General features: G+C 61.4%; 17 protein-coding genes. 13 read left to right on the top strand and 4 right to left on the bottom strand.

All coding sequences use genetic code 11. The features are described from left to right. Window positions 1-1,101, bottom strand: a complete 1,101-nt coding sequence (locus tag C8D82_RS07065; protein WP_165832899.1) for a response regulator — start codon at window positions 1,099-1,101, stop codon at window positions 1-3. Between the two features lie 393 nt (window positions 1,102-1,494). Here C8D82_RS07065 and C8D82_RS07060 point away from each other — a divergent pair, with 393 nt between their 5' ends. From C8D82_RS07060 to C8D82_RS07050, 3 genes are read left to right on the top strand one after another with little or no spacing between them, the layout of a single operon-like run. Then, window positions 1,495-3,885 (top strand): PAS domain-containing hybrid sensor histidine kinase/response regulator, encoded by a 2,391-nt coding sequence (locus C8D82_RS07060; RefSeq protein WP_165832898.1) that lies wholly within the window; start codon window positions 1,495-1,497, stop codon window positions 3,883-3,885. A 1-nt stretch (window position 3,886) separates the two neighbouring features. After that, window positions 3,887-5,083: a polysaccharide pyruvyl transferase family protein gene (locus tag C8D82_RS07055; protein WP_116883569.1), complete on the top strand. Its 1,197-nt coding sequence runs from the start codon at window positions 3,887-3,889 to the stop codon at window positions 5,081-5,083. Between the two features lie 47 nt (window positions 5,084-5,130). Beyond that, the gene (locus C8D82_RS07050; protein ID WP_116883568.1) at window positions 5,131-5,481 is read left to right on the top strand and encodes a DMT family protein; all 351 of its coding nucleotides are present in this window, start codon (window positions 5,131-5,133) and stop codon (window positions 5,479-5,481) included. Between the two features lie 718 nt (window positions 5,482-6,199). On the opposite strand, the gene C8D82_RS07045 is transcribed toward C8D82_RS07050, so the two are convergent. Then, window positions 6,200-7,735 carry a sodium:solute symporter family transporter gene (locus C8D82_RS07045; protein ID WP_116883567.1) on the bottom strand — a complete coding sequence of 512 codons (1,536 nt, stop codon included), beginning with the start codon at window positions 7,733-7,735 and terminating at the stop codon, window positions 6,200-6,202. 20 nt (window positions 7,736-7,755) lie between these two features. Then, window positions 7,756-8,664: a dihydrodipicolinate synthase family protein gene (locus tag C8D82_RS07040; RefSeq protein ID WP_116883566.1), complete on the bottom strand. Its 909-nt coding sequence runs from the start codon at window positions 8,662-8,664 to the stop codon at window positions 7,756-7,758. Between the two features lie 199 nt (window positions 8,665-8,863). Between C8D82_RS07040 and C8D82_RS07035 the strand changes: the two genes are divergently transcribed. The 4 genes from C8D82_RS07035 to C8D82_RS07020 all read left to right on the top strand — a co-directional run bounded on the left by C8D82_RS07035 (window position 8,864) and on the right by C8D82_RS07020 (window position 14,274). Continuing rightward, window positions 8,864-9,520, top strand: a complete 657-nt coding sequence (locus tag C8D82_RS07035; RefSeq protein WP_116883565.1) for a GntR family transcriptional regulator — start codon at window positions 8,864-8,866, stop codon at window positions 9,518-9,520. 926 nt (window positions 9,521-10,446) lie between these two features. Then, entirely contained in the window at window positions 10,447-11,232 is a 786-nt protein-coding gene (locus C8D82_RS07030; RefSeq protein WP_165832897.1) for a type II secretion system protein, read from the top strand. A gap of 526 nt (window positions 11,233-11,758) precedes the next feature. Then, window positions 11,759-13,450 carry a sialidase family protein gene (locus tag C8D82_RS07025; RefSeq protein ID WP_116883564.1) on the top strand — a complete coding sequence of 564 codons (1,692 nt, stop codon included), beginning with the start codon at window positions 11,759-11,761 and terminating at the stop codon, window positions 13,448-13,450. After that, window positions 13,447-14,274, top strand: coding sequence for a hypothetical protein (locus C8D82_RS07020; protein WP_116883563.1), 828 nt, complete (start codon window positions 13,447-13,449; stop codon window positions 14,272-14,274). Before C8D82_RS07025 ends, C8D82_RS07020 begins: the two co-directional genes overlap by 4 nt. Here C8D82_RS07020 and C8D82_RS07015 read toward each other — a convergent pair. After that, window positions 14,252-14,785, bottom strand: coding sequence for a hypothetical protein (locus C8D82_RS07015; RefSeq protein ID WP_133245098.1), 534 nt, complete (start codon window positions 14,783-14,785; stop codon window positions 14,252-14,254). The two genes, C8D82_RS07020 and C8D82_RS07015, sit on opposite strands and share 23 nt — an antisense overlap. 117 nt (window positions 14,786-14,902) lie before the next feature. Here C8D82_RS07015 and C8D82_RS07010 point away from each other — a divergent pair, with 117 nt between their 5' ends. The 6 genes from C8D82_RS07010 (at window position 14,903) to C8D82_RS06985 (ending at window position 21,014) form a co-directional block, all read left to right on the top strand. Beyond that, window positions 14,903-15,670: a PP2C family protein-serine/threonine phosphatase gene (locus C8D82_RS07010; RefSeq protein WP_165832896.1), complete on the top strand. Its 768-nt coding sequence runs from the start codon at window positions 14,903-14,905 to the stop codon at window positions 15,668-15,670. A gap of 2 nt (window positions 15,671-15,672) precedes the next feature. Then, window positions 15,673-16,632: an ABC transporter ATP-binding protein gene (locus C8D82_RS07005; RefSeq protein WP_207776084.1), complete on the top strand. Its 960-nt coding sequence runs from the start codon at window positions 15,673-15,675 to the stop codon at window positions 16,630-16,632. Between the two features lie 130 nt (window positions 16,633-16,762). After that, entirely contained in the window at window positions 16,763-17,299 is a 537-nt protein-coding gene (locus tag C8D82_RS07000; RefSeq protein ID WP_116883559.1) for an FHA domain-containing protein, read from the top strand. Between the two features lie 113 nt (window positions 17,300-17,412). Further along, window positions 17,413-19,524 (top strand): ATP-dependent zinc metalloprotease FtsH, encoded by a 2,112-nt coding sequence (gene ftsH, locus C8D82_RS06995; protein WP_206212676.1) that lies wholly within the window; start codon window positions 17,413-17,415, stop codon window positions 19,522-19,524. After that, entirely contained in the window at window positions 19,496-19,798 is a 303-nt protein-coding gene (locus C8D82_RS06990; RefSeq protein ID WP_116883558.1) for a DUF167 domain-containing protein, read from the top strand. The genes ftsH and C8D82_RS06990 overlap by 29 nt, the downstream gene beginning before the upstream one ends. Window positions 19,799-19,802: 4 nt before the next feature. Beyond that, window positions 19,803-21,014, top strand: a complete 1,212-nt coding sequence (locus C8D82_RS06985) for a cofactor-independent phosphoglycerate mutase (RefSeq protein WP_116883557.1) — start codon at window positions 19,803-19,805, stop codon at window positions 21,012-21,014. Window positions 21,015-21,072 lie beyond the last annotated feature (58 nt).

Raw genomic sequence — 21,072 nt, 5'->3', positions numbered from 1 at the left:
TCAATCCAGAAATTTGCCGAGCTGCTCGTAAAGCACTTTGGTGTGGACGGGTTGGATGATATAGTCGTCGATCCCGCATTCGAGGCAGCGTCGGGCGACATTTTCGCCGAGGTGGGCGGTCACGATGATCACGGGCAGCCCGGGGAAGGTCTGCTTGATGATCTTCGAGGCCTCGAAGCCGTTCATGCCGGGCATTTCCACATCCATCAGCACACAGTCGAACCGCCCCGTGTCAAGTTGCGCCAGGCACTCGGCGGCGTTGGAGGCCCACACGAATTCCGCTCCGGTGGAGAAAAGCATTTTACAGATCAGAAGATAGTTCATCTTGTTGTCGTCCACGACCAGCACTTTTTTCCCGTGCCAGTCGGGGGCGGCGGAATCGGGTTTCGCCCCGGCCGCGGCCTGCTGCCGCCGGAAGGGGAGAGTGAAGTAAATCCGGGTGCCTTCGCCCGGTTTCGATTCGATGCGGAGCTGTTCGCCCAATTCGTCCAGCGTCATTTTCATCACGATCAGGCCGAGGCCGCGGTTGCGCTGTTTTGAAACGCTCTCCATATCGAAAAGCTTTTTCTGCTGCTCCGCCGTCATGCCGCGCCCGGTGTCGAAAACGAAAAACTCCAGCTTTTCCGCGTCATGCAGCAGATGGTAGCCGAATTCGATGCCGCCGGAAACCGTGGATTCAAAGGAGTTGCGCAGCAGCGTGTTGAGCATTTTGAAAATCTTGTTTTTATCGATCAGGAAAGTGGCGTCCTGATCGCGGAGGGTCTTGCGGAGCGTGAATCTGACGCCGTCGGCGATTTCATTGCTGTTCTGCGCGGCGTTGTAAATTTCATCCATGAAGCTGTTCAGGTTCGCCTTGCTCTCGTTGAGCGCGAAACTTTCCGGGGAGAGCTTGTTCAGCGACTTCACGTCTTCGGCAAGGGTCAGGATCATATTGGACAGCTCGATCACAAACTGGATATACTGGAGTTTGTCCTCCTGCCGGAGTTCCTCGTTTTTCATCAACTCCGAGAAACCGATGATATTGCTGGCGTGAGTCATCAGGTTATGGCTGAGCTGGGAAAAAAATGCTTCCTTGATCTTTTCTATGTTTTGATTGATCATCGGCTGACCTGATTTCCCCAATCTGAAATTTGTTGCAGGCTCAACATGCCCTGTATTTTTATATAATAGCATGAAATTCCGAAAAAATCAAGCGGAAAAATTGATAATATAAAGCGGTTTGATTTATTTGTTTTTTTACGTTGAATATGTGCGAGGCGAATGCTATATTAGGCGCGGAATCGTTATGTCGGATACCGCCGGAAATCGGGAAAACAGATCGCAGTTGTTTTTCGGGGGGAATCCATCTGTCAATAATTCTGTTGCGGGGGCGGACCAATGCACGTTTTACTCTGTTCTCTGGCCGGTGTGATTCTTCTGGGCGCCGGCGGCGTCGTTGCGTGTTTGCTTGTGTGCCGGCGCCGCGGCCGCCGGACCGGGGAGCTGTTTCGCCTGATGCCGGTTTCCATGCTGCTGTTCGACGGGGAAGGGCGGCTGCTGTTCCGGCAGGTGACCACCCGGGAGGAGCATGGGTTTCCGGTCCCCGACTTCGAGGATACCGCGATGCTGGAGAAGGAGGCGGGCATCAATCTGCGTTACACGATCGACGATGTGCTGCTGACCGGGCATCCGCGCCTGGCCGAACTCCGTTTTGAAGGGCGTCAGTGGAGGCTGCGCTTTTCCGGCGTTGATCCGAACGTATTCGGCAAGCCGGCGGTGGCGATGGCGGCGGTGGACATCACCGAACACCTGCAGCTTGAAGAAGAACGCGACCGGCTCCACGAACAGCTGGAAGGGTATGTGAATCTGGAACGCACGGTCAACCGTTGCCTGGAGGCGCTGATTCCGGATTCCGGAACCGCCGATGTGACGGACGAGGTGATGCGGATTGTTTCGACGCATGAGCTTGGCGACGCCTGCGGCATTTACCGCCTCGAAGCCGGTGAAGGGCGGGCGGTGCTGGAGTACGGCTGGCAGGCTGCCGGTTCCGGCAATGCGGCGAAGTTGCCGGAGCACCTGGAGCTGGCTCCCGGCGGCGACTGGCTGGAACGGATGGAAAAGGGGGAGGTGGTGCGCGGCGGCGTACTCTCCTCTTCCGATCCGGTGCTGCGTCAGCTCTGTACCGGAGCGGCGGGGCGACCGGGATTCCGGTCGGCATTGGCTTCCGGCATCCGGGTCAGCGAGCGGCTGGACGGTTTTGCGGTGCTGCTGTTCCGCGGCGGCGAGGAGGTGCTGAACAAAATGGAGGACCGGGCGATTGTCGCGATCTCCCGGATTCTGTCGCTGGCGGCGGAAAAGCGGCGCAGCCTTGAGCAGCTCAAGCGCAGTGAGCGCGAGAAGAGCATGATCATCGACCATATCGATACCGCGATCATGCTGCTGGACGGCCGGGAGCACCTGATCAAGGTGAACCCCGCCGCGGCTGCGATCGCCGGGAAAAGCGAGGCGGAGCTGCTGGCGGAGCCGTGCTATCAGAATTTCTGCGGCTGCGGGCCGGATTTCGACAAATGTCCGGTCTCCGAGAGCTTCCGCACCCGCCGTCCCGCCGTTCTCGATGTGGAGATCGGCGGGCGCAGTTATATCGCGTCCGCGGTCCCGGTGCTGGACGACGACGGTGAAATCATCAATGTGATTCATACTCTGGTGGATGTGACCAACCGCAAGGAGACGGAGGCGAAGATCCGGGGCAGCCTGAAGGAGGCTGAAGTCGCCAACCGCGCCAAGAGCACTTTCCTGGCCACCATGAGCCATGAGATCCGCACGCCGTTGAATGCGATCATCGGCTTCAGTGAGATTCTGAAGAACGAAGGGCTGCCGGCGGAAGCGCTCGAAAGTGTCGAGGCGATCAATGCCGCGGGCGAATCATTGCTGGCGTTGATCAACGACGTGCTGGAAATTTCCAAAATCGACGCCGACAAACTGGAAATCATCTATGGCTGGATCCGGCTGGAGACGGTTCTGGGCGATGTCGGCCGGATCTTCGAGCCGCAGCTGCGCCAAAAGCAGCTGGCGCTGCGTATGGAAATCCCCTCTTCTCTGCCTGAGTTTCATTTCAGCGCGAGCCGCCTGCGGCAGATTCTGTACAACCTGCTTGGAAATGCGGTCAAATTTACTGTTTCCGGGTCGGTCACGGTCATGGCCGCTGTCCGGAAAGGAACGGGAAACCAGGCGGAGCTGGAGATCGCCGTGACCGACACCGGTTCCGGCATCACTCCGGAAGACCAGAAGAAGATCTTCGAACCGTTTGTGCAGTCCCGGACCGGAGATGCGGGTGGGGATGCTTCGGAAGGAACCGGCCTCGGCCTGGCGATCGTCCGGCGGCTTGCGGAAAAGATGAACGGCGAGGTGCTGCTGGAGAGTGAACCGGGCCGGGGCAGCCGTTTCCGGATCGTCTTTTCGGGCGTGGAATACCGGGAGACGGAAAGCGTGGCGGCGCTTCCGGTGGTGAGCGCGGAGGAATTTCCCGCGGGTGAGCGGCAGCTGGATGAAGTCTGGGTGGTGGACGATGTGGTGATGAACCGCAAGGTGATGCTTTCGATGTTCCGCGCTCTGAAGCTGAATTGCGTGGTATTCGACGGTGCGGCTGAAGCATTGGCGCGGCTGCAGGCCGGCGATCGGCCCAAAGCGGTGTTTTCCGATATCTGGATGCCGAATATGAACGGCTGTGAATTCGCGGTGGAGGTCCGGAAGATTCCGGGGTGTGAGATGATGCCTTTCGTCGCGGTCACCGCGGATACGGAGGCGCAGTGCAATTTCGACCTGTCAAGCTTTGATCAACTGCTGCTCAAGCCGATTACGCTGGAAAAGCTTGACAAGATTCTGAACCTGGTCAAGGTGGAGAGATAAGATGAGAAGAGCCAATCCTCCGTCCCGGAGGGAGAAGCCGGAAGCGGCGAAAAAGATATTGCTGGGAGGCGTGTTCCCGGCCGGTGATATGGTGAAGGCGGCGGAGTTGCGGTATGCGGCGGAGTCGCTGCGGCGGGTATTTCCGAAAGCGGAACTGCATATTGCGGGGGAGAACGGTGTCCCCGCTTACGGTTTTCCCGGCGGAGTGCCGGTGGAACAGTTGCGCGAGACGATCCGGCAGTATGATGCTTTCGGCTGGATCGGAACTCCGGTTTCGGGCGGTGAGCTGATGCCCGGCGCGGAGCTGCTGGAGTTCGCGTCGCATCACGGGGTGGCCGCGTTTGTGTGGGGTGTCGGCCTCGAACGGGGTGCGACGGCGGAAAGCGGAGCAGAGCGCGGAAGGGGCGGAGTGTTTTCCCGGCTGGCGAAGCTGGCGGGGCTCTCCTTTTTCCGGCGGTTCGGCGAACGGAAGCAGGCCCGGGCCCGTCACTGTCTGGAGCACGGTTTGCGTACCTGCCGGTTCGCGGCTGCTGCGGATGCGCCGTCTCTGGAAGAGCTGCGCCGGTATCAGCGCGGCGTCAATGGAATTGCCGGCGCCGATTCGTTGCTGCTGGCCACGTCGGCGGTGCTGCCGTCGGATGAGTTCCTGATCCGGGAGGGGCGGATGGCTGCGGTGGCTTTCGGCGGGAGGGAGGCGATTCCGCCCGGAACGGGTGCGTTGCTGGAGCGGATGGCGGAAGAACTGAAGGTGCGTTTCCTGCTGGTGGCGGAGTCGCCGGAGGGGCGTTCCCGGCTGGAAAAGCTGCGTTCCGGCATGGCGCGCGCGGATGAAGTGGCACGCATCGGCGAATTTCATTCCGTGGAGGAGCTGCTGGGGGGGCTCGGCTGCTGCGATCTCGTGATCGGGAACAGTTTCCCGGTGATCCTGCTGGGGCTGAATAAGCTGATCCCCGCGATCGGCGTCGGCTGCGGCCGGCGGGCCGGAGAGTACCTGGAACGTTTCCGGCTGCCGCATTTCGCGGCGGCGGAACCGATTTCGGAGCGGCTGGTGGCCCGTGCCGGACTGCTGCTGGAATATGGGGAAGAATTTCAGGATGCTGCGCTTCCGGTCCGCGAAGCGTTGCTGGAGGAGCTGACCGCCGCCGAAAGGGCGCTTTCCGCCGCATTGACCGGAAACCGCCGTCGCCGCCGCCGTTGACCGGAAGTATTGTATTTCGTCTTTTCTTGCGTTGGAATTCAGAAAATATGCTTACACTTCATCCTGTCGTCAAGACCGTCGGATTGCTGTTATTGTCGAATGTCTTTATGACGTTCGCCTGGTACGGCCACCTGAAAAACCTGTCGAACCGCGTGTGGTACATCGCCGCGCTCGTCAGCTGGGGCATCGCGTTGTTCGAATATCTGCTTCAGGTCCCCGCCAACCGGATCGGCCACACCGCGCTCTCGCTCGGCCAGTTGAAAATTCTGCAGGAGGTGATCGCGCTGAGCGTGTTCGTGCCGTTCTCGATTTTCTATATGAAAGAGGGGCTGTCGTGGAACTACCTCTACGCCGCGCTCTGCATCGCCGGCGCGGTCTTCTTCATCTTCCGCGGCTGAGCCTGGGATTTCGCTCCTTTCGGAGCGACCAAGGCGCTTCGCCCTTGGAACCCGACCGGCAAGGTGCCGGCGCCGAATACTTGAGATCCGGGAAAACCGGAACGGTTTTCCCTCCGGGTGGGGGAGGCCCTGATGGAGACAGGCATGGTTATACAGGAGCGGCACACCGCTCCGGTCGGCGCAAAGCCTGCTTTTTTGCAGGCTTTAGGCACTTCCTGCGCCTGCTGCCGCCGGAGGTCACGCTCGGAACCTCCAGATGCTGACCGGGTAATAGACAGATACCCTGATGGAGGCTGATAAGAATTTATCTGCCGGTATAGGCAAGGTGAGGTCAGGCAACAATGCAATTATGATATCACAGGCGAGCATCTTGGAGTGCGAGCCTTACCGGACCTCGCCTGTAGTGAAAGACAAGTAGAGTTCAGCCTCCATCAGGGTAACTTCACATCATCTGGTCAGCATATAGCCGTTCCGAGCGTGACCTCCGGCGGCAGCAGGCGCAGGGAGTGCCCGGCGTCGGCAAAAAAGCCGACGCGGTCGCCGACCGGAGCGGTGTGCCGCTCCTGTACAACCTTGCCTGTTTCTACCGGAGCCTCCCCCTCCCGGAGGGGAAACCGGAACGGTTTTCCCGGATCTCAAGTATTCGGCGCCGGCACCTTGCCGGTCGGGGTGCAGGGGCGAAGCGCCCTGCCCGCCGAAGGCGAAATCCCGGGCGCGGTTATTCGTTTCTGGGGAACCAGCGGCTCCAGATCACATATTTGCCGCTTCCGGGGGCGGCGCCTCCGGCGGCGAGGCTCCAGAGATAACCGACGAGCAGGATTGTCGCCATCGGATAGAGGCTGATCAGCAGGAAACTCATCCGTTCGTCCGGCGGGGCCAGCAGATAGCGGAAAACGTAGGTGTAGACCGTGACCGGCACTCCGGCGATGATTCCGGCGATCATCCCTCCGGAATTGGTGCGGTAGGTCAGCAGTCCGAGGGCGAAGATCATGCCGGAGAAGGTGCCGAGCATTCCGAGGATCACGTTCGATACCTCAAGGAGGGGGATGTTCCGCCCGTTGAAGACCACCAGCACGGTGATTCCGAAGGCGCAGGCGAATGCGCCGAGCAGCAGGGTGGTCAGTTTGGCGGCTTTCATGTAATGGAGGTCTTCGCGGCCGGGGCGCAGCACGCGTTGGTAGACGTCCTTGATCCAGACTGTCGCGAGTGAATTTTCGACTGCGCTGATCGTGGACATCACTGCCGCCAGCACTCCGGCGACCAGCACGCCGCGCGCCCCTACCGGCAGTTCGGTGGAGATGAAGCGGCAGAAGGCGTCGTCGCCGTTCAGCCCTTCGCCCAGCGCGGGATGGAGCACCCGGTAGTAGGCGAACACCGCCAGCCCGGCGAAGTAGAAGATAAAGCAGATCGGCCAGTTGCCGAGCGTGGACCACGAGACCGCGCGCGCCACTTCCCGGAAGTCCCGGCAGGTCATGCACCGCTGCAGATTCACCTGGTCGACCGCCGGCAGAAACAGCGCGAAGGGCAGCCCGATCAGGATCGGCCAGAAAGTGATCCGCTGCGTCATGCTGGGGTCCCAGAAACCGGAGCCGGGGCCGATGTTGAAGGTGCGGCCATGTTCGGCGGCGATGTTCCAGATGCCGCCGACGCCGCCGGGAGTCTCCCACGCGACCATGCCGATCACCAACAGGATTCCGCCCATCAGCACGATGAACTGCATCACGTCGGTCCAGATCACCGCCTCCATGCCGCCGAAATAGGTGTAGACCGTCGAAACGATGCCGACCACCAGAATCCCCGCCCACGGCGAAATCCCGAAGGAGTTCGCCAGCAGCATCGCGGTCGCGTAGAGCACTACGCCGAGATAGAAGCAGCGGGCCGCGAGAAACAGCCCGCCGCAGATCACCCGTACGGTGGTGGAGAAGCGGTTTTCAAGGTATTCGTTGACCGTCCACAGCTTCATATTGTAGAAGAATTTCAGGAAAACGAACAGCATCACCGGCAGTGCGATCACTCCGGTCAGCCCGAGCAGCAGCATCGTGCAGCCGTAGTTGTACGCCTCGCCCGGCATGGCGATGTAGCTGATCGAACTGAACAGCGACGCGAACAGCGCGATCGCGATCGGCCACCACTTCATCCGGCGGCCGGAGAGGAAATAATCCTCGGTGTTTTTCTGTTTATGGCCGACCCGGCAGCCGAGCGCAAGGCTCAGCAGCAGATAGAGCGCGATCACCGCATAGTCGATCAGGTTCATCGTTCCTCCCTTTCCGGCGTTCAGCCGATATAGCCGTCAAGCCCCGCGAGGGAGAGTTCCCGGCGGAAGCGGTTTTCCTGTTCGGCGCTCAGCCGTCCGACCGGCGAGCGCATCGGCCCGGCGTCGATTCCGGCGAACTTCATGAAGACCTTGATTGAAGCCAGCCCGTAGCGGGCCGAAATCGCGACCGCGCGGTGGGACAGTTCCATGAAGGAGCGCGCTTTTTCCATGTCTCCGGCCTCGAAGGCGTCGATCACGCCCCGGTAGATTTTCGGCAGGTAGTTGAAGGTGGTGCCGACTCCGGCCTGCGCTCCCATCGCCAGTGCGCCGAGCAGCATTTCATCCCGCCCGAACATCATCTGGATACGGTCTTTGCCGAGTGCGGCGCACCGCTCGAATTCGCAGAGGTTCTCGTTGGTGAACTTGATCCCGGCGAAGTTCGGCACCTCGTCGAGCATGATCTTCACGAATTCGCTCATCGGCAGGTTGACGCCGGTGATGCCGGGAGCGTGATAGAGGTAGAGCGGGCGGCCGTCGCAGGCCGGGGCGATCCGCTTGATGAACTCCGCGAGGTCCCGCACCGTTTCGGGACGGAAGTAAAAAGGGGCGATCGCGCAGATCGCGTCGGCTCCGGCCGCGGCGGCGTGGGCCGCGAGTTCCGCCGATTCGCGGAAGCTGCAGGAGCCGACATTCACGATCACCGGGATGCGTCCGGCCGCTTCGCGGATATAGACTTCCGCCACTGTCTTGCGCTCCTGCATGGTCAGCGACGGAAATTCGCCGGTGGAGCCGATCGCGAACAATCCGGCGAACCTCTGCCGCACCGCGTAATCGACCAGCGGCGCGATCACCTCCGGCGCAATGGATTCATCTTCGTGCATCGGCGTGTAGGACGCCGCGACCAGTCCCTTGAAAATTCGGGTCGTCATGATGGGAAAACTCCTGTCAGATGTTGTGTTTGGGGAAAGTTCCTTGCTCTCTATTATACCAAACTGTATACAAAATGTCAAGAGGATATGTTCAAATAATGAAAATATTTCTAATTTTTTTATAAATGCTATTGACAAATTGGATACAGTTTGGTATAATTAGAATTGTGAAGAACGATTAAGCCGAAAGGATTCCAGAATGATCGCCAAGACTCGCGGCAACACCGCCGAATTCGTGCACCAGCGGCTGCTGGACGATCTGCAGCAGGGCAGTTTCCTGCCCGGTGACAAGTTGACCACCGAAAGCCTCGCCAGGCGCTATGACGTGTCGCGCACTCCGGTGCGCGAAGCGCTGATCCGGCTTGAACGCGAAGGCGTGGTCGATGCCACCGCCAACTCCGGCTATGAAATCCGCACGCCCACGCTGGACGAGCTTTGCGATATGTATGAAATCCGCGAAGCCCTCGAAGGACTGGCTGTCGCGAAACTGGCCGAAAACGGCGCTTCCCCGGAACTGATCGCCGAACTGCGCAGCTGCTGCGACCGCCGCCGCCACGCCGCGAACCTCGATGAAACGGATACCGGCGATCGGCAGTTCCACGCGCTGATCTGCGACAGCTGCGGCTCGGAAACGCTTCAGGCGCTCGTGCATAACTATCTGGTGCTTTCCACCGTGTTCAACGTGACCCGTTACCTGCTGAAAGACCGGCCGAACTTCAACAGGCACGATATCGATCTTGAACACGAGCGGATCGTCGATGCGATCGAAGCGGGTAATCCGAAGCTGGCGCGCAAGCTGCTCGCCGAGCATATCGCCTATGCCCGCAAGCTGATGCGAAAACTGGTCAGGAAATAAGGCGTACATCCGGCGGCGTGCGGGCGGCTGGCGCTGGCAGGCATTGGTTGGTCTCCAAGACCATTTACGCGGTACATAAGTAAGGTCGTGCCGCCTTTTACGCGGCGCACAACAAGCGCGGGTTCGCGCCGCGGCGGCAAGGTGCCGCTGCCGGGTGCGCACGCCAATGCCCCTCCGGGGGGCGTGCGGCTGCTGGAACAGGCGAGCCTTGGTTGGTCTCCAAGACTATTTACGTGGCATATAAGTAAGGCCACGTCGCCATTTACGCGGCGCACAACAAGCGCGGGTTCGCGCCGCGGCGGCAAGGTGCCGCTGCCGGGGGCGCACGCCAATGCCCCTCCGGGGGGGGCGTGCGGCTGCTGGAACAGGCGAGCCTTGGTTGGTCTCCAAGACTATTTACGTGGCATATAAGTAAGGCCACGTCGCCATTTACGCGGCGCACAACAAGCGCGGGTTCGCGCCGCGAACGAATGTGAGAGCATTACTTGCCCCAGCAAGTAACGAGGAACGATAGTGACGAAGCCGAACGTAGAGAGCGAAGCCCCTTCGGCGTAGTGAGCGCAGCGAACGGTGAGAAGTTGACGGGTGCAGCCCGGCAAGTAAGGGGCGCTAGCCCCGCCCGTGAATGGAAGTGCTTTGCAAGTCAACGGGAGTCCCGAGGCGAGCGGGGAGGTCCGGAGGGCGATTGTGGCCCTCCGGAGCCATCCGCACAAGACGTAACGCCCAGTTTGTGACCTGTAATGGCATGGAAAGGTAAATGCAACTTATGTATTATTACATGATCACGTGAGACTTGAAGCGGAGATAAATCTCCGCACTCCAAGGTTGACTTCGGACGGCTGGGGCCGGTATGTAAACATAACTTCAGAAATGAACAACCTGCTTACCAAGGAGGGAATATGGATAACGTAAGGAGAAATGAGCAGATGCGGCATGGAAGAGAACCCGACGGAATGTGCCGGAATTTTACGCTGATTGAATTGTTGGTGGTGATTGCGATCATCGCGATTCTGGCGAGTATGCTGCTGCCGGCGCTGAATCAGGCGCGGCAGACCGCCTACGGGGCGAAATGCCAGAGCAATCTGAAACAGTTCGGGACGGCGTTTGCACTGTATACACAGGGGAATGACGGCTTTTACCCGATGGCGATCTTTCCGGATTACGCGGTCAGGAACTCCTGGCTGGGCAAACTCAGCGAATATTTCGGGAACAGCGGCGCGATTGTGGAGTGCCCGGCGACTTCGGTGAAGATCAAGGCGTTTGCCGAGGCTTTCAACAACGGGAACCTGAACTGGCGCGGGCCGGAGAACGATGCGGCGAAGGCTTATACGATCAGCTATATCGGCAACGGTTTTCTGATCGAATCGTATGTCAGCGCGGCAGGAGAGGTGCGCCACCAGAAGGAGACGCGGCTGCGGAATCCGAGTAATACCAGTGTGCTGTTCGATCTGGCCGATACGATTTTCCAGACGGAGTCCGATTACAGCTTCAATAAGATGGCGACCACTCAGGGGCATTTTGTGCAGCCTTCGACGCTGGTGACCGGCGGCAAGCCGCGGGTGGGATATCCGCATCGCGAGGCATCCCACATTTTGTGGGCGGACGGGCATGTCGGACGGCAGCCGATGAAGTTCGCGGACCGGCAGGCCAACCGGATTGCGTTTATTCAGGATCACCTGTGGTTCGAGGGCGCGCTGCGCGCCAAACCATGAGTATTCAACCCGACACTTAAAATGCCTTTCTCGCAGGTGTGAGCATTGCAAAGCATGCGGAACACCGGAGAGCGGGACCCGCGAAAAGTACCCGAAGGTTTTCGCGGAGCGAAAAGGCCCGAGGCCCGTGGCCGAAGGGCGGCAACTTTTCGGGGAACATAGGAGAGGACGGTATGCCAATACCGTCGGAATATTAACAATGCCTTTTTCGCAGGTGTGAGCATTGCAGAGCATGCGGAACACCGGAGAGCGGGGCCCACGAAAAGTACCCGAAGGTTTTCGCGGAGCGAAAAGGCCCGAGGCCCGTGGCCGAAGGGCGGCAACTTTTCGGGGAACATAGGAGAGGACGGTATGCCAATACCGTCGAAATATTAACAATGCCTTTCTCGCAGGTGTGAGCATTGCAGAGCATGCGGAACACCGGAGAGCGGGGCCCACGAAAAGTACCCGAAGCTTTTCGCGGAGCGAAAAGGCCCGAGGCCCGTGGCCGAAGGGCGGCAACTTTTCGGGGAACATAGGAGTTTTTATGAAACAGACGTTTTTGTTGTCCTCATTGCTGCTGGCGGCGTCGCTGGGAGCTGCCGAATTCCTGCTGGAGCCGGCGAAGGCGGAAGCCGGGGCGAAGGCTCCGCAGATCGTCACGGACGCTTTCGGCGCTTCGCTCAAATTCACCGCTTCCGCGACGGATGCGGCGGCGGCGAAGATTCCGCAGAACTTCGATTTCCGGCAGGGCGGCCGGATCGAACTGGAATTTCAGGACGAAGCCGTCCAGACCAATCCTTTCCCGCGGCTGCTGGAAGCCGGAAGTATTTCGCTGCACTTTCAGGCTGACCCCAACTCCAAAGACGGAGACAAGATGCTGAAAGTCCTGCTGAATGACGCATCCACTAAGGGGTATGACCAAATCATGCTTCCTTCTCCTTACAAGGCCGGCGCATGGCATAAAGTGGTGTTCGCGGTCGATCCCGCCGCCGGACGCTGCACGCTGCAATTGGACGACGCTCCCGCGCAGAGCGCCGTGCTGAACGTATCGCCGAAACTCGACAAGTTGCAATTCCTGCTCGGCGCCACCGCGCTTGCGAAGTCCAGCCGGGGCTTCAACGGCAGCATCCGCAATGTGAAGATCACCACGCCTTTTGCGATCGATGGAGCCGGGCAGGAGGCTGAACTGTCGAATAAGCCGGTTTCACCCGGCGTGCGCCATACCGTGATCAGCGCGGTCAAGGGGCGGCACCTCGCGTTTCCGGGAGTGGCGAAGCTGCCGGGCGGCGACCTCGCGGCGGTGTTCCGGGAAGGGGAGGCGCATGTGTGCCCCTATGGGAGAATCTGCATCGTCTACTCCAAAGACGGCGGCAGAAACTGGTCGGCTCCGGTCGCGGTGGCCGACACCGAGACCGACGAACGCGATCCCTCGATCCAGACGCTGCCCGACGGACGGGTGCTGCTGACCCACGGCGGCTGGAACAGCTGGATGTTCTACGGCAACACCGCCGGAGAGTTTCCGCAGGAGACCGCCTATATCAGACAGGCGGGGCCGGAGAAGTTCGGCGGCTCGCACTATTTGTTCAGCGACGACGGCGGCCGGACGTTCGGCAGACCGGTGAAGGTGCCGGGCTTCGCGCCGCACGGTCCCGCCGTCGCGGCGGACGGCACGCTCTATCAACCCTCGCTCGGCAACGACGGGGGCAAACGGCAGGTCTATTTCTACCGGGGCACGCCCGACGCGAAGAACTGGCAGAGGATCGGCACCGTCGCGGAAATGCCGAAGAAGTCCGGCATGCTGGCCGCCCTGTATGAGGAACCGCATACCGCGATCCTGCCGGACGGCACTTTCGTGACCGCGATCCGCGTTCCTTCGCCGGTTGACGGTTATATGCGGATCAGTTTTTCGCACGATCAGGGCAGGAGCTGGAGCGAGCCGGTCAAGACCCCGGTGCGCGGCTATCCGCAGCATCTGCTGGTGCTGAAGGACGGGCGGCTGCTGGCGACCTACGGCTACCGTTATCAGCCGATGGGAGTGCGCGCCTGCGTCAGCCGGGACGGCGGCAAGACCTGGGATATCGACCGGGAAATCGTGCTGCGGAACGACGGCGTCAACGGGGATCTCGGCTATCCGGTCAGCATCGAGCTGGACAACGGCGAAGTGCTCGCCGTCTACTATATGAGCGATAAAGAGCACGACAACTGCTTTATCGAAGGGGCGTTCTTCCGGCCATGAAGATTCCGCAATTGCTGCTGCTGGCCGCGCTGGCGGGGTGTCATGCCGGAAGCGATCCGGCGGCGCGCGCCGAAGCCCGGCTGCGCCATGAGGTCGAAACCGCCGGGGGCTTCCGGCAGGTTCGCGCGGCGGAGGCGCTGGGGCCGTTCGCCGAATTTCCGGCGGACTCCGAGTCGCCGCAGGTGCGGATCGGCCAGTACCGGGTGCGGATCGCCGCCGGACGGCGCGAGTACGAGGAAGTCCTGCGCCGCCGGGCGCTCGACGGTTCCGCGCCGGAGCAGTGTCATGCGCTGGAAAGCGCCGCCAAGCTCGCAATCCGGTTTTCTCCAGAGGAGCGGCGGCAGTTATGGGATATCGTGAACGGTCCCGACTCCCCGGCCGCCGGATACGCGCTGTGGCTGCTGGCCGCCAACGGCGACGCCGGAGCCGCCCGGCGTGTGACCGCCGGGCTGGAAAACGGCGGCCCGCCCGCGCTGACCTGTGCGTATGCAAGCGCCTTCCTGCCGGAGCTGCCTGAAGCGCGTGAGATGGCGCTCCGGCGCCTGCTGGAGCGGGAGCCGGCGGATTCCCAGCTTGCCGCTTTCACTTTGTGGGCGCTGGCCTGTCACGGGAAGGCCGGGACGGATGTTGTCCGGCGGCGGCTCCGGGCGCTTCCCGACGGAACTGCGGAAAAGGTGCTGCGTTTCCATCTCGCCGCACTGGGCGAAGCCGGGACGGCGGAGGACCTCGCAGAACTGGCCGGATATCTCGACTCGCCCGAACCGGAAATCGCCAACGCCGCCGCCGGAGCCATCCTCAGAATCACCGGGCGAGCCGGTCGATGACGACGAGCTTGAGCTCATTGGGCGCAAGTTTGCCGGGAAGCTCGAAGGTCACGAAACGGGCGTCTTCGGCAGCGAATTCGACCGGAACCTTGACGCGGGTGATCTCCTGGTTTTTGTCATTGCGTCCGACGGCGAGCAACGTACCCTTGAAGGGCTTTTTCGCGATGAAATAGACCTCGACGGTCTGGCCGTGGAATCTGCTGGCCGTGTTTTCAAATCCCGCTTCGGCAAGGTCGTTGGCGAGCCAGATCACGGGGGGAGTCACGATGCGCTGTGCGGGATTCTCGGGGAGGGCGTCGGCGTCGGCCGGCTTGCTTTTAGCTTTCGCCGGACTCTTGAGATGGAGGGGGCGGTCCGGAAGCAGCCGGTAGGCCGGATCAGGGCGCAGCGGCTCGAAGGCGGCCCGGCGTGCGTCGCGCCGCGCCGCCGAGTTGGCGCACCCGGAGAGGAACAGCAGGAGGCCCAGCAGGATTGCCGGCGGCAAAAACAGACGTTTGAACAGAGTTTCCATGTTTTTTCCCATCATTCTGGTTTGCATTCGCAGCGGTGTCAGACTATAATAGATACGAATCTGGAATCCTTTGCAAGGGGTTCCGTGTAATAAATTCAGGAAATTGCGGATCATATCGTGTCGAATCGTGCCGGAATCGCCATCGCGGGGGAGAGTAACTCCGGACTGGTCAGGAAACATAACGAGGACAGCTTCTGCGTGATCAACCGCCCGGACCGTGACGCCGCGCTGGCGGTGGTCGCGGACGGCGTCGGCGGGCATTGCCACGGTGAAATCGCCAGTCTGATCTGCTGCCGCGACCTTGCGCGCGGTTTTCTGGACGCCTCCGCGGGCAATCTGGATTCGCCCTATGCGGCGGATAAATTCCTGCGCGATTCGATGCGGGAGATCAACCGCAAGATTTTTCAGCGGAACTACTGCGAGCAGCAGGCGCGTCCGATGGCCAGCACGCTGATCGCGGTGATTTTTTTCCGGGATGCGCTGGTGATGGGGGCGGCGGGCGACAGCCGGCTGTATGAGCTGGATGCCGACCGGCAGCTCCGCCAGCTTTCGGTGGACCATACGCTTTCGGCGGAGTATATCCGCGAATACGGCCGGGACCTCTCCGGGCACAGCGTCGCTTATGGCGGCATGATCGCGCGGGCGGTCGGGCCGCGTTCGGAGCTGGAGCTGGAGGTCAGGCATTTCCCGCGCGGCCCCGAGAGCCGTTATCTGCTCTGTTCGGACGGTGTTTACCGCTGCATTCTGGCCGAACGCATGACCGAAGAGCTGAAGAAGGCCGCGACGCCCCGCGAGGCGGTCGGCGGGCTGATGCGGGCCGCTCTGCTGGGCGGCGGCCGCGATAACATCACCGCGGTGGTCGCTTTCCCGGACGGGGGGGCGTGAGGATGGCGTTGCTGGAGGTCGAAGACCTGAAGGTCTATTATCCGGTGCGCGGCGGCTGGTTCCGGCCGAAGCGGTACCTGCGCGCGGTGGACGGTGTTTCCTTTTCGCTGGAGGCGGGCGAAACGCTGGGACTGGTCGGCGAGTCCGGCTGCGGCAAGAGTACGCTGGGGCGGGCGCTGGTCCGGTTGGAGAATCCGGCGGCGGGGCGGGTGATGCTCGACGGCCGCGATATGGCGGCGCTGAAGGGGCGCGAACTGCGCCGCGCCCGCAAGAACTTCCAGATGATTTTCCAGGACCCCTACGGTTCGTTGAATCCCCGGTTGACCATTTTTCAGGCGCTGGACGAGGTGCTGGCGCTTCATTTCAGGCTGAACCGCGCGGAACGGCTGGAGCGGGCCGCCGCTCTGCTGGAGCGGGTCGGCCTGACGGCGGAGGCGCTGAACCGCTATCCGCATCAGTTTTCCGGCGGCCAGCGGCAGCGGATCGGCATCGCGCGGGCGCTGGCCGCCGAGCCGCGTTTCATCGTCGCGGACGAACCGGTTTCGGCGCTGGATGTCAGTGTGCAGGCGTCGATCATCAATCTGCTGGACGACATCCGGCGCGAAACCCGCACCAGCTTCCTGTTCATCGCCCACGACCTCGCGGTGGTGGAGCATATTTCGTCGCGGATTCTGGTGATGTACCTCGGGCATGTGGTGGAGGAGGCTCCGGCGCGTGAGCTGGTCGGGAGTCCGCGGCACCCTTATACGCAGGCGCTGCTTTCGGCGGTGCCGACGCTGGATGCAAACGGGCGCAAACGGATCGTGCTGCCGGGGGATGTGCCGTCGCCGCTTTCGCCGCCTTCCGGCTGTCCGTTTCATCCGCGCTGCCCGCGGTCGCAGCCGAAGTGCGCGGCGGAAGCGCCGCCGCTGGTTTCTCCGGACGGGAGCGCGAGGCGCTGCGCCTGCTTTTTCGCGGGGTGAAATCTGCCGATTTTTCTGAACAAATATGAAAAAAACTGTTGCAAATCAGCACAGGAGTAGTATATTGCGGTAAGGTATTTTGTGTTTTAACAGAATTTTGATATAAATTTTTTTGACGACAGGCGGGAATATGGCTGATAATCCGAAACTGACGGTTTTGTTCGAAAAACTCCGGGGCAAGACGTTCGAGATCGACAAGGACGAAATGAGCATCGGGCGCCGCGACAGCAACGATATCTGTATCAAGGATTCGAGCTTGAGCGGGCATCATGCGGATATCTTCCGGCGCGAAGTGGACGGCAAGACGGTCTATGTGCTGCGGGATAACGACAGCACCAACGGCACGCGCATCAACAATGTCGCGGTGACCGGAGAGCAGACGCTGAAAAATTCCGATCTGATCCTGTTCGGCGGCGTCGAAGTGCTGTTCGACAGCAACGAGGAGACGGACAATTCGGGTTTCACCCAGACGCATACCATTGACATTTCCAGTATCGACAGCAACATCTCGACGGTTCCGGCCCTGTCCAACATGAATCCGTTCGCGAAGCAGGAGGCCAAACGTCACGCGATGGTCCAGATGGCGCTGATCGGTGTGCTGGGGCTGGTCGGGCTGGGGCTGGTCGGGCTGGTGGTCTGGCTGGTGATCCGGATGATGAGCATATAGAAGTTTCGGATTCTTTTCTGTGAGCGGAAGAGGAGTATCGAGTCAATACCGTCCGTGCGGTCCCGCGGGATTGCCGGACGGCAGTTTTGGTTATGGAGGAGCAGGAAATTTGCATGGATAACGAAAAGAAAAACGAAAACGGCGATCCGAAGCGGCTCGGAGACGAGCGCCCCGGGCGGGAGAACACCCCGCCTCCGCCGCGCAATAATCCGCCGCCCGGAAAGCAGAAATCGGGCGCGCCGCGCCCGACCCGCGCCGGACTGGTCTGGCTGGTCGTGCTGCTGGTGATCGGCGCGCTGGTGATGCTCAAGGGAGTGGGGCCGGAGAAGATGCTCAACCTCTCTCAGAGCGAATTTGAAAGCCTGCTGACGAAAAAGCAGATTAAAACCGCGAATATGACCGGTGAAACCGACCGTATTTTCACCGTGGACGGCGTATTCCTGAAGGAGCCCGCGCCGGAGATGCCGGTGGCGACGGTTCCGACCGCCGCTCCGACCGCGGCGGACAAGGCGGTTCCGGCGGATGCGAAAAAGAACGACGGCACCGGCCGCTACAAGACCCGCGTGATCTTTACCGAACAGCTGAACGGCATGCTCAAGGAGAGCGGCGCGGTGATCAAGGTGGACACCAACAACGCCGGATTCTGGAACATCCTGTTCGTCGGCGTGCTGCCGCTGGTGGTGATCGTCGGGTTGATCTACTTCGTGACGATGCGCCAGATGAAGATGTCCGGCCGCGGCGCGATGGATTTCGGCAAGAGCAAGGCGCGGATGATTCCGCCGGACGAGCTGCACGTGAAGTTCGACGACATCGCCGGAGCCGACGAGGCCAAAGAGGAGATCAGCGAGATCGTCGAGTACCTGAAGGACCCGCTGCGCTTCCAGCTGGTCGGCGGCCAGATTCCGAAGGGATGCCTGCTGACCGGCGATCCCGGCACCGGCAAGACGATGCTGGCGAAGGCGGTGGCCTGCGAGGCGGGCGTGCCGTTCTTCTCGATCAGCGGTTCGGATTTCGTGGAAATGTTCGTCGGCGTCGGCGCGAGCCGGGTGCGCGACATGTTCGAGCAGGCGCGCAAGAACACCCCCTGTCTGATCTTCATCGACGAAATCGACGCGGTGGGCCGTTCCCGCTTCTCCGGCTGGGGCGGCGGCCACGACGAGCGCGAGCAGACCTTGAATGCGATGCTGGTCGAGATGGACGGCCTGGAAAGCCGCGCCGGCGTGATCGTGCTGGCCGCGACCAACCGGCCCGATGTGCTGGATCCGGCGCTGCTGCGTCCGGGCCGGTTCGACCGGCAGGTGGTGATGGACCTGCCGGATATCACCGGCCGCCGCAAGATTCTCGACGTGCATGTGAAAAAGATCAAGGTCGATCCCGCGATCGATCTGGACGTGATCGCCCGGACCACGCCCGGCTTCAGCGGCGCGGACCTCGCGAACCTCTGCAACGAAGCCGCGCTGCTGGCCGCCCGCCGCAACCGCGAGATGGTGGTGCAGGACGATCTGGAGGAGGCGCGCGACAAGGTCAGCTACGGCACCGAGCGCCGCAGCCGCAAGATCACCGAGCGCGAACGCCGCCTGACCGCGTACCATGAGGCCGGGCACGCGCTGGTGGCGCTGCACAACGAGCATTGCACGCCGGTGCATAAGGTCACGATCATTCCGCGCGGCCAGGCGTATCTGGGGGCGACGTTCACGATGCCCAAGGAGGATGTGTACACCAAGAGCAAGCTCGAACTCGAAGCCGAAATGGCGATGACGATGGGCGGGCGCGCCGCCGAGGAGCTGGTGATCGGGGATATCACGACGGGCGCGTCGAGCGATATCAACCACCTCACCTCGATCGCGCGGCGGATGGTCTGCATTTTCGGCATGTCCGAGAAGATCGGGCCGGCCAAGTGCGGCGACTTCCAGCCCCATCCGCATGTCCGGATCGACATGCCGCAGCAGGACCCGTGCAGTCCCGAGACCGCCCGCGAAATTGATCTCGAAGTGCGCCGGCTGGTCATGACCGCGATGAACGAGGCGCGCGAATGCCTGAAACTGCACCGCGACGAGCTGGAAAAGCTCGCGCAGGCGCTGCTGGAGCGCGAGACGCTTTCGATCGACGAAATCAACGTACTGCTGGGCTTCACGCCGGAAGCGACCGCGCACGACGACGTGCCGGGCGAGGCGAAGGAGATCCGGCCCACGACCGATGCCGGTTCTGTCGGAAACAGCCTTTAAGGCGACGAAGGGCGGCTGTCTGGTTTCGCTCCGGGTGCAGCCCGGAGCGAGCCGGAACGCGGTGGTCGGGATGTACGGCGACGCGGTGAAAATCGCGCTTCAGGCTCCCCCGGTGGACGGCAAGGCGAATCAGTTGCTTTGCCGTCTTTTCGCGGAGTGGAGCGGCCTGCCGAAGAGCGCGGTGGAGCTGCGTTCGGGGCAGACCGGGCGCAGCAAGGTGCTGGAGCTTTCCGGCATCACGGCGGAACAACTCAAAGCAATTTTGGAACGATAAGGTTATGAATCAGAAAGCTGTCATTTTTCTTGCGGACGGCATGGCGGACGAGCCGTTGCCGGAGCTGAACGGTAAAACTCCCCTTGAAGCGGTGGACACTCCCGCGATGGATTCGATCGCGCGCAGCGGCGTGAACGGCACGTTCCTGACGCTGCCGGAGGGGCTGCCGACTTCGTCGGATGTCGCGAATATGTCGGTGCTGGGCTTCTACCCGGAGCGGAACTATCCGGGGCGCGGTCCGATCGAAGCGGTCAGCCAGGGGATCGAGCTGGGGCCGGACGATGTCGCGTTCCGCTGCAATCTGGTCTATGCGTCGGAGGACGGCGTGCTGCGCGACTATTCGGCCGGACACATCGACAACACGGTTTCGGCGCAGCTGATGCGCGATTTGCAAGCGAAGTTCGGCAGCGACAAGGTGACCTTTTATCCCGGCGTCAGCTACCGGAATCTGCTGGTGCTGCACGGCAGGGAGTTTTCGGATAAGATCGACTATTTCAAGCCGGATTCCTCGCAGGATATCCCGCTGGCGGAGCTGAAACTCTCCGCCGCCGACGGTTCGCCGGAGGCCGCGCACACCGTCGCGTTCCTCGACGAACTCGACCGGAAGTGCGCGGAGTTTCTCGCCGCCCATGCGCTGAACCAAGGCAAAGAGGCGCCGGCCAACCGGATCTGGCCGTGGAGTCCGGGCCGCCGTCCGAATCTGACCCCGTTCGATGAGTGCTATCTCGGCCGCAAAGGGGCGGTGATCAGCGCGGTGGACGTGATCAAGGGGATCGGCAAGTGTGCGGAAATGGAGGTGATCGAGGTCCCCGGCGCGACCGGCTTCATCGACACCAACTACGCCGGAAAGGTCGCCGCCGCGCTGGAGGCGATCAAAACCCACGATCTGGTGTACGTGCATGTCGAAGCGATCGACGAGTGTTCGCACCTCGGCGACCTGAAGCTCAAGATGCAGGCGATCGCGGATTTCGACGCGAAGATCGTCGCTCCGATTCTGGAGGCGCTGAAGGGGCAGCCGGTGCGGTTCGCGGTCTTGCCGGACCATCCGGTGCCGATCCGGCTCAGGAAGCATACCACCACGCCGGTGCCGCTGGCGATCTGCGGGCCCGGCATTGAGCCGGACGGGGTGCAGGCGTTCAGCGAAACGCTCGCTCCGACCGGCAAGCTCGGTTTCCTGAAGGGAAATGAGCTGGTGAAGAAACTGCTCGCATTGTAAGTTTTTTGGGGTTCCGCTCCGGCTGTTCGGGGCGGAATTCATCATTTTTGAATCATCA

Origin of the sequence: Victivallis vadensis, assembly GCF_003096415.1 — a bacterium.
Taxonomy (GTDB): domain Bacteria; phylum Verrucomicrobiota; class Lentisphaeria; order Victivallales; family Victivallaceae; genus Victivallis; species Victivallis vadensis.
Note: the sequence above shows the minus strand (reverse complement) of the source record. Positions and strands in the feature narration are given on the sequence as shown.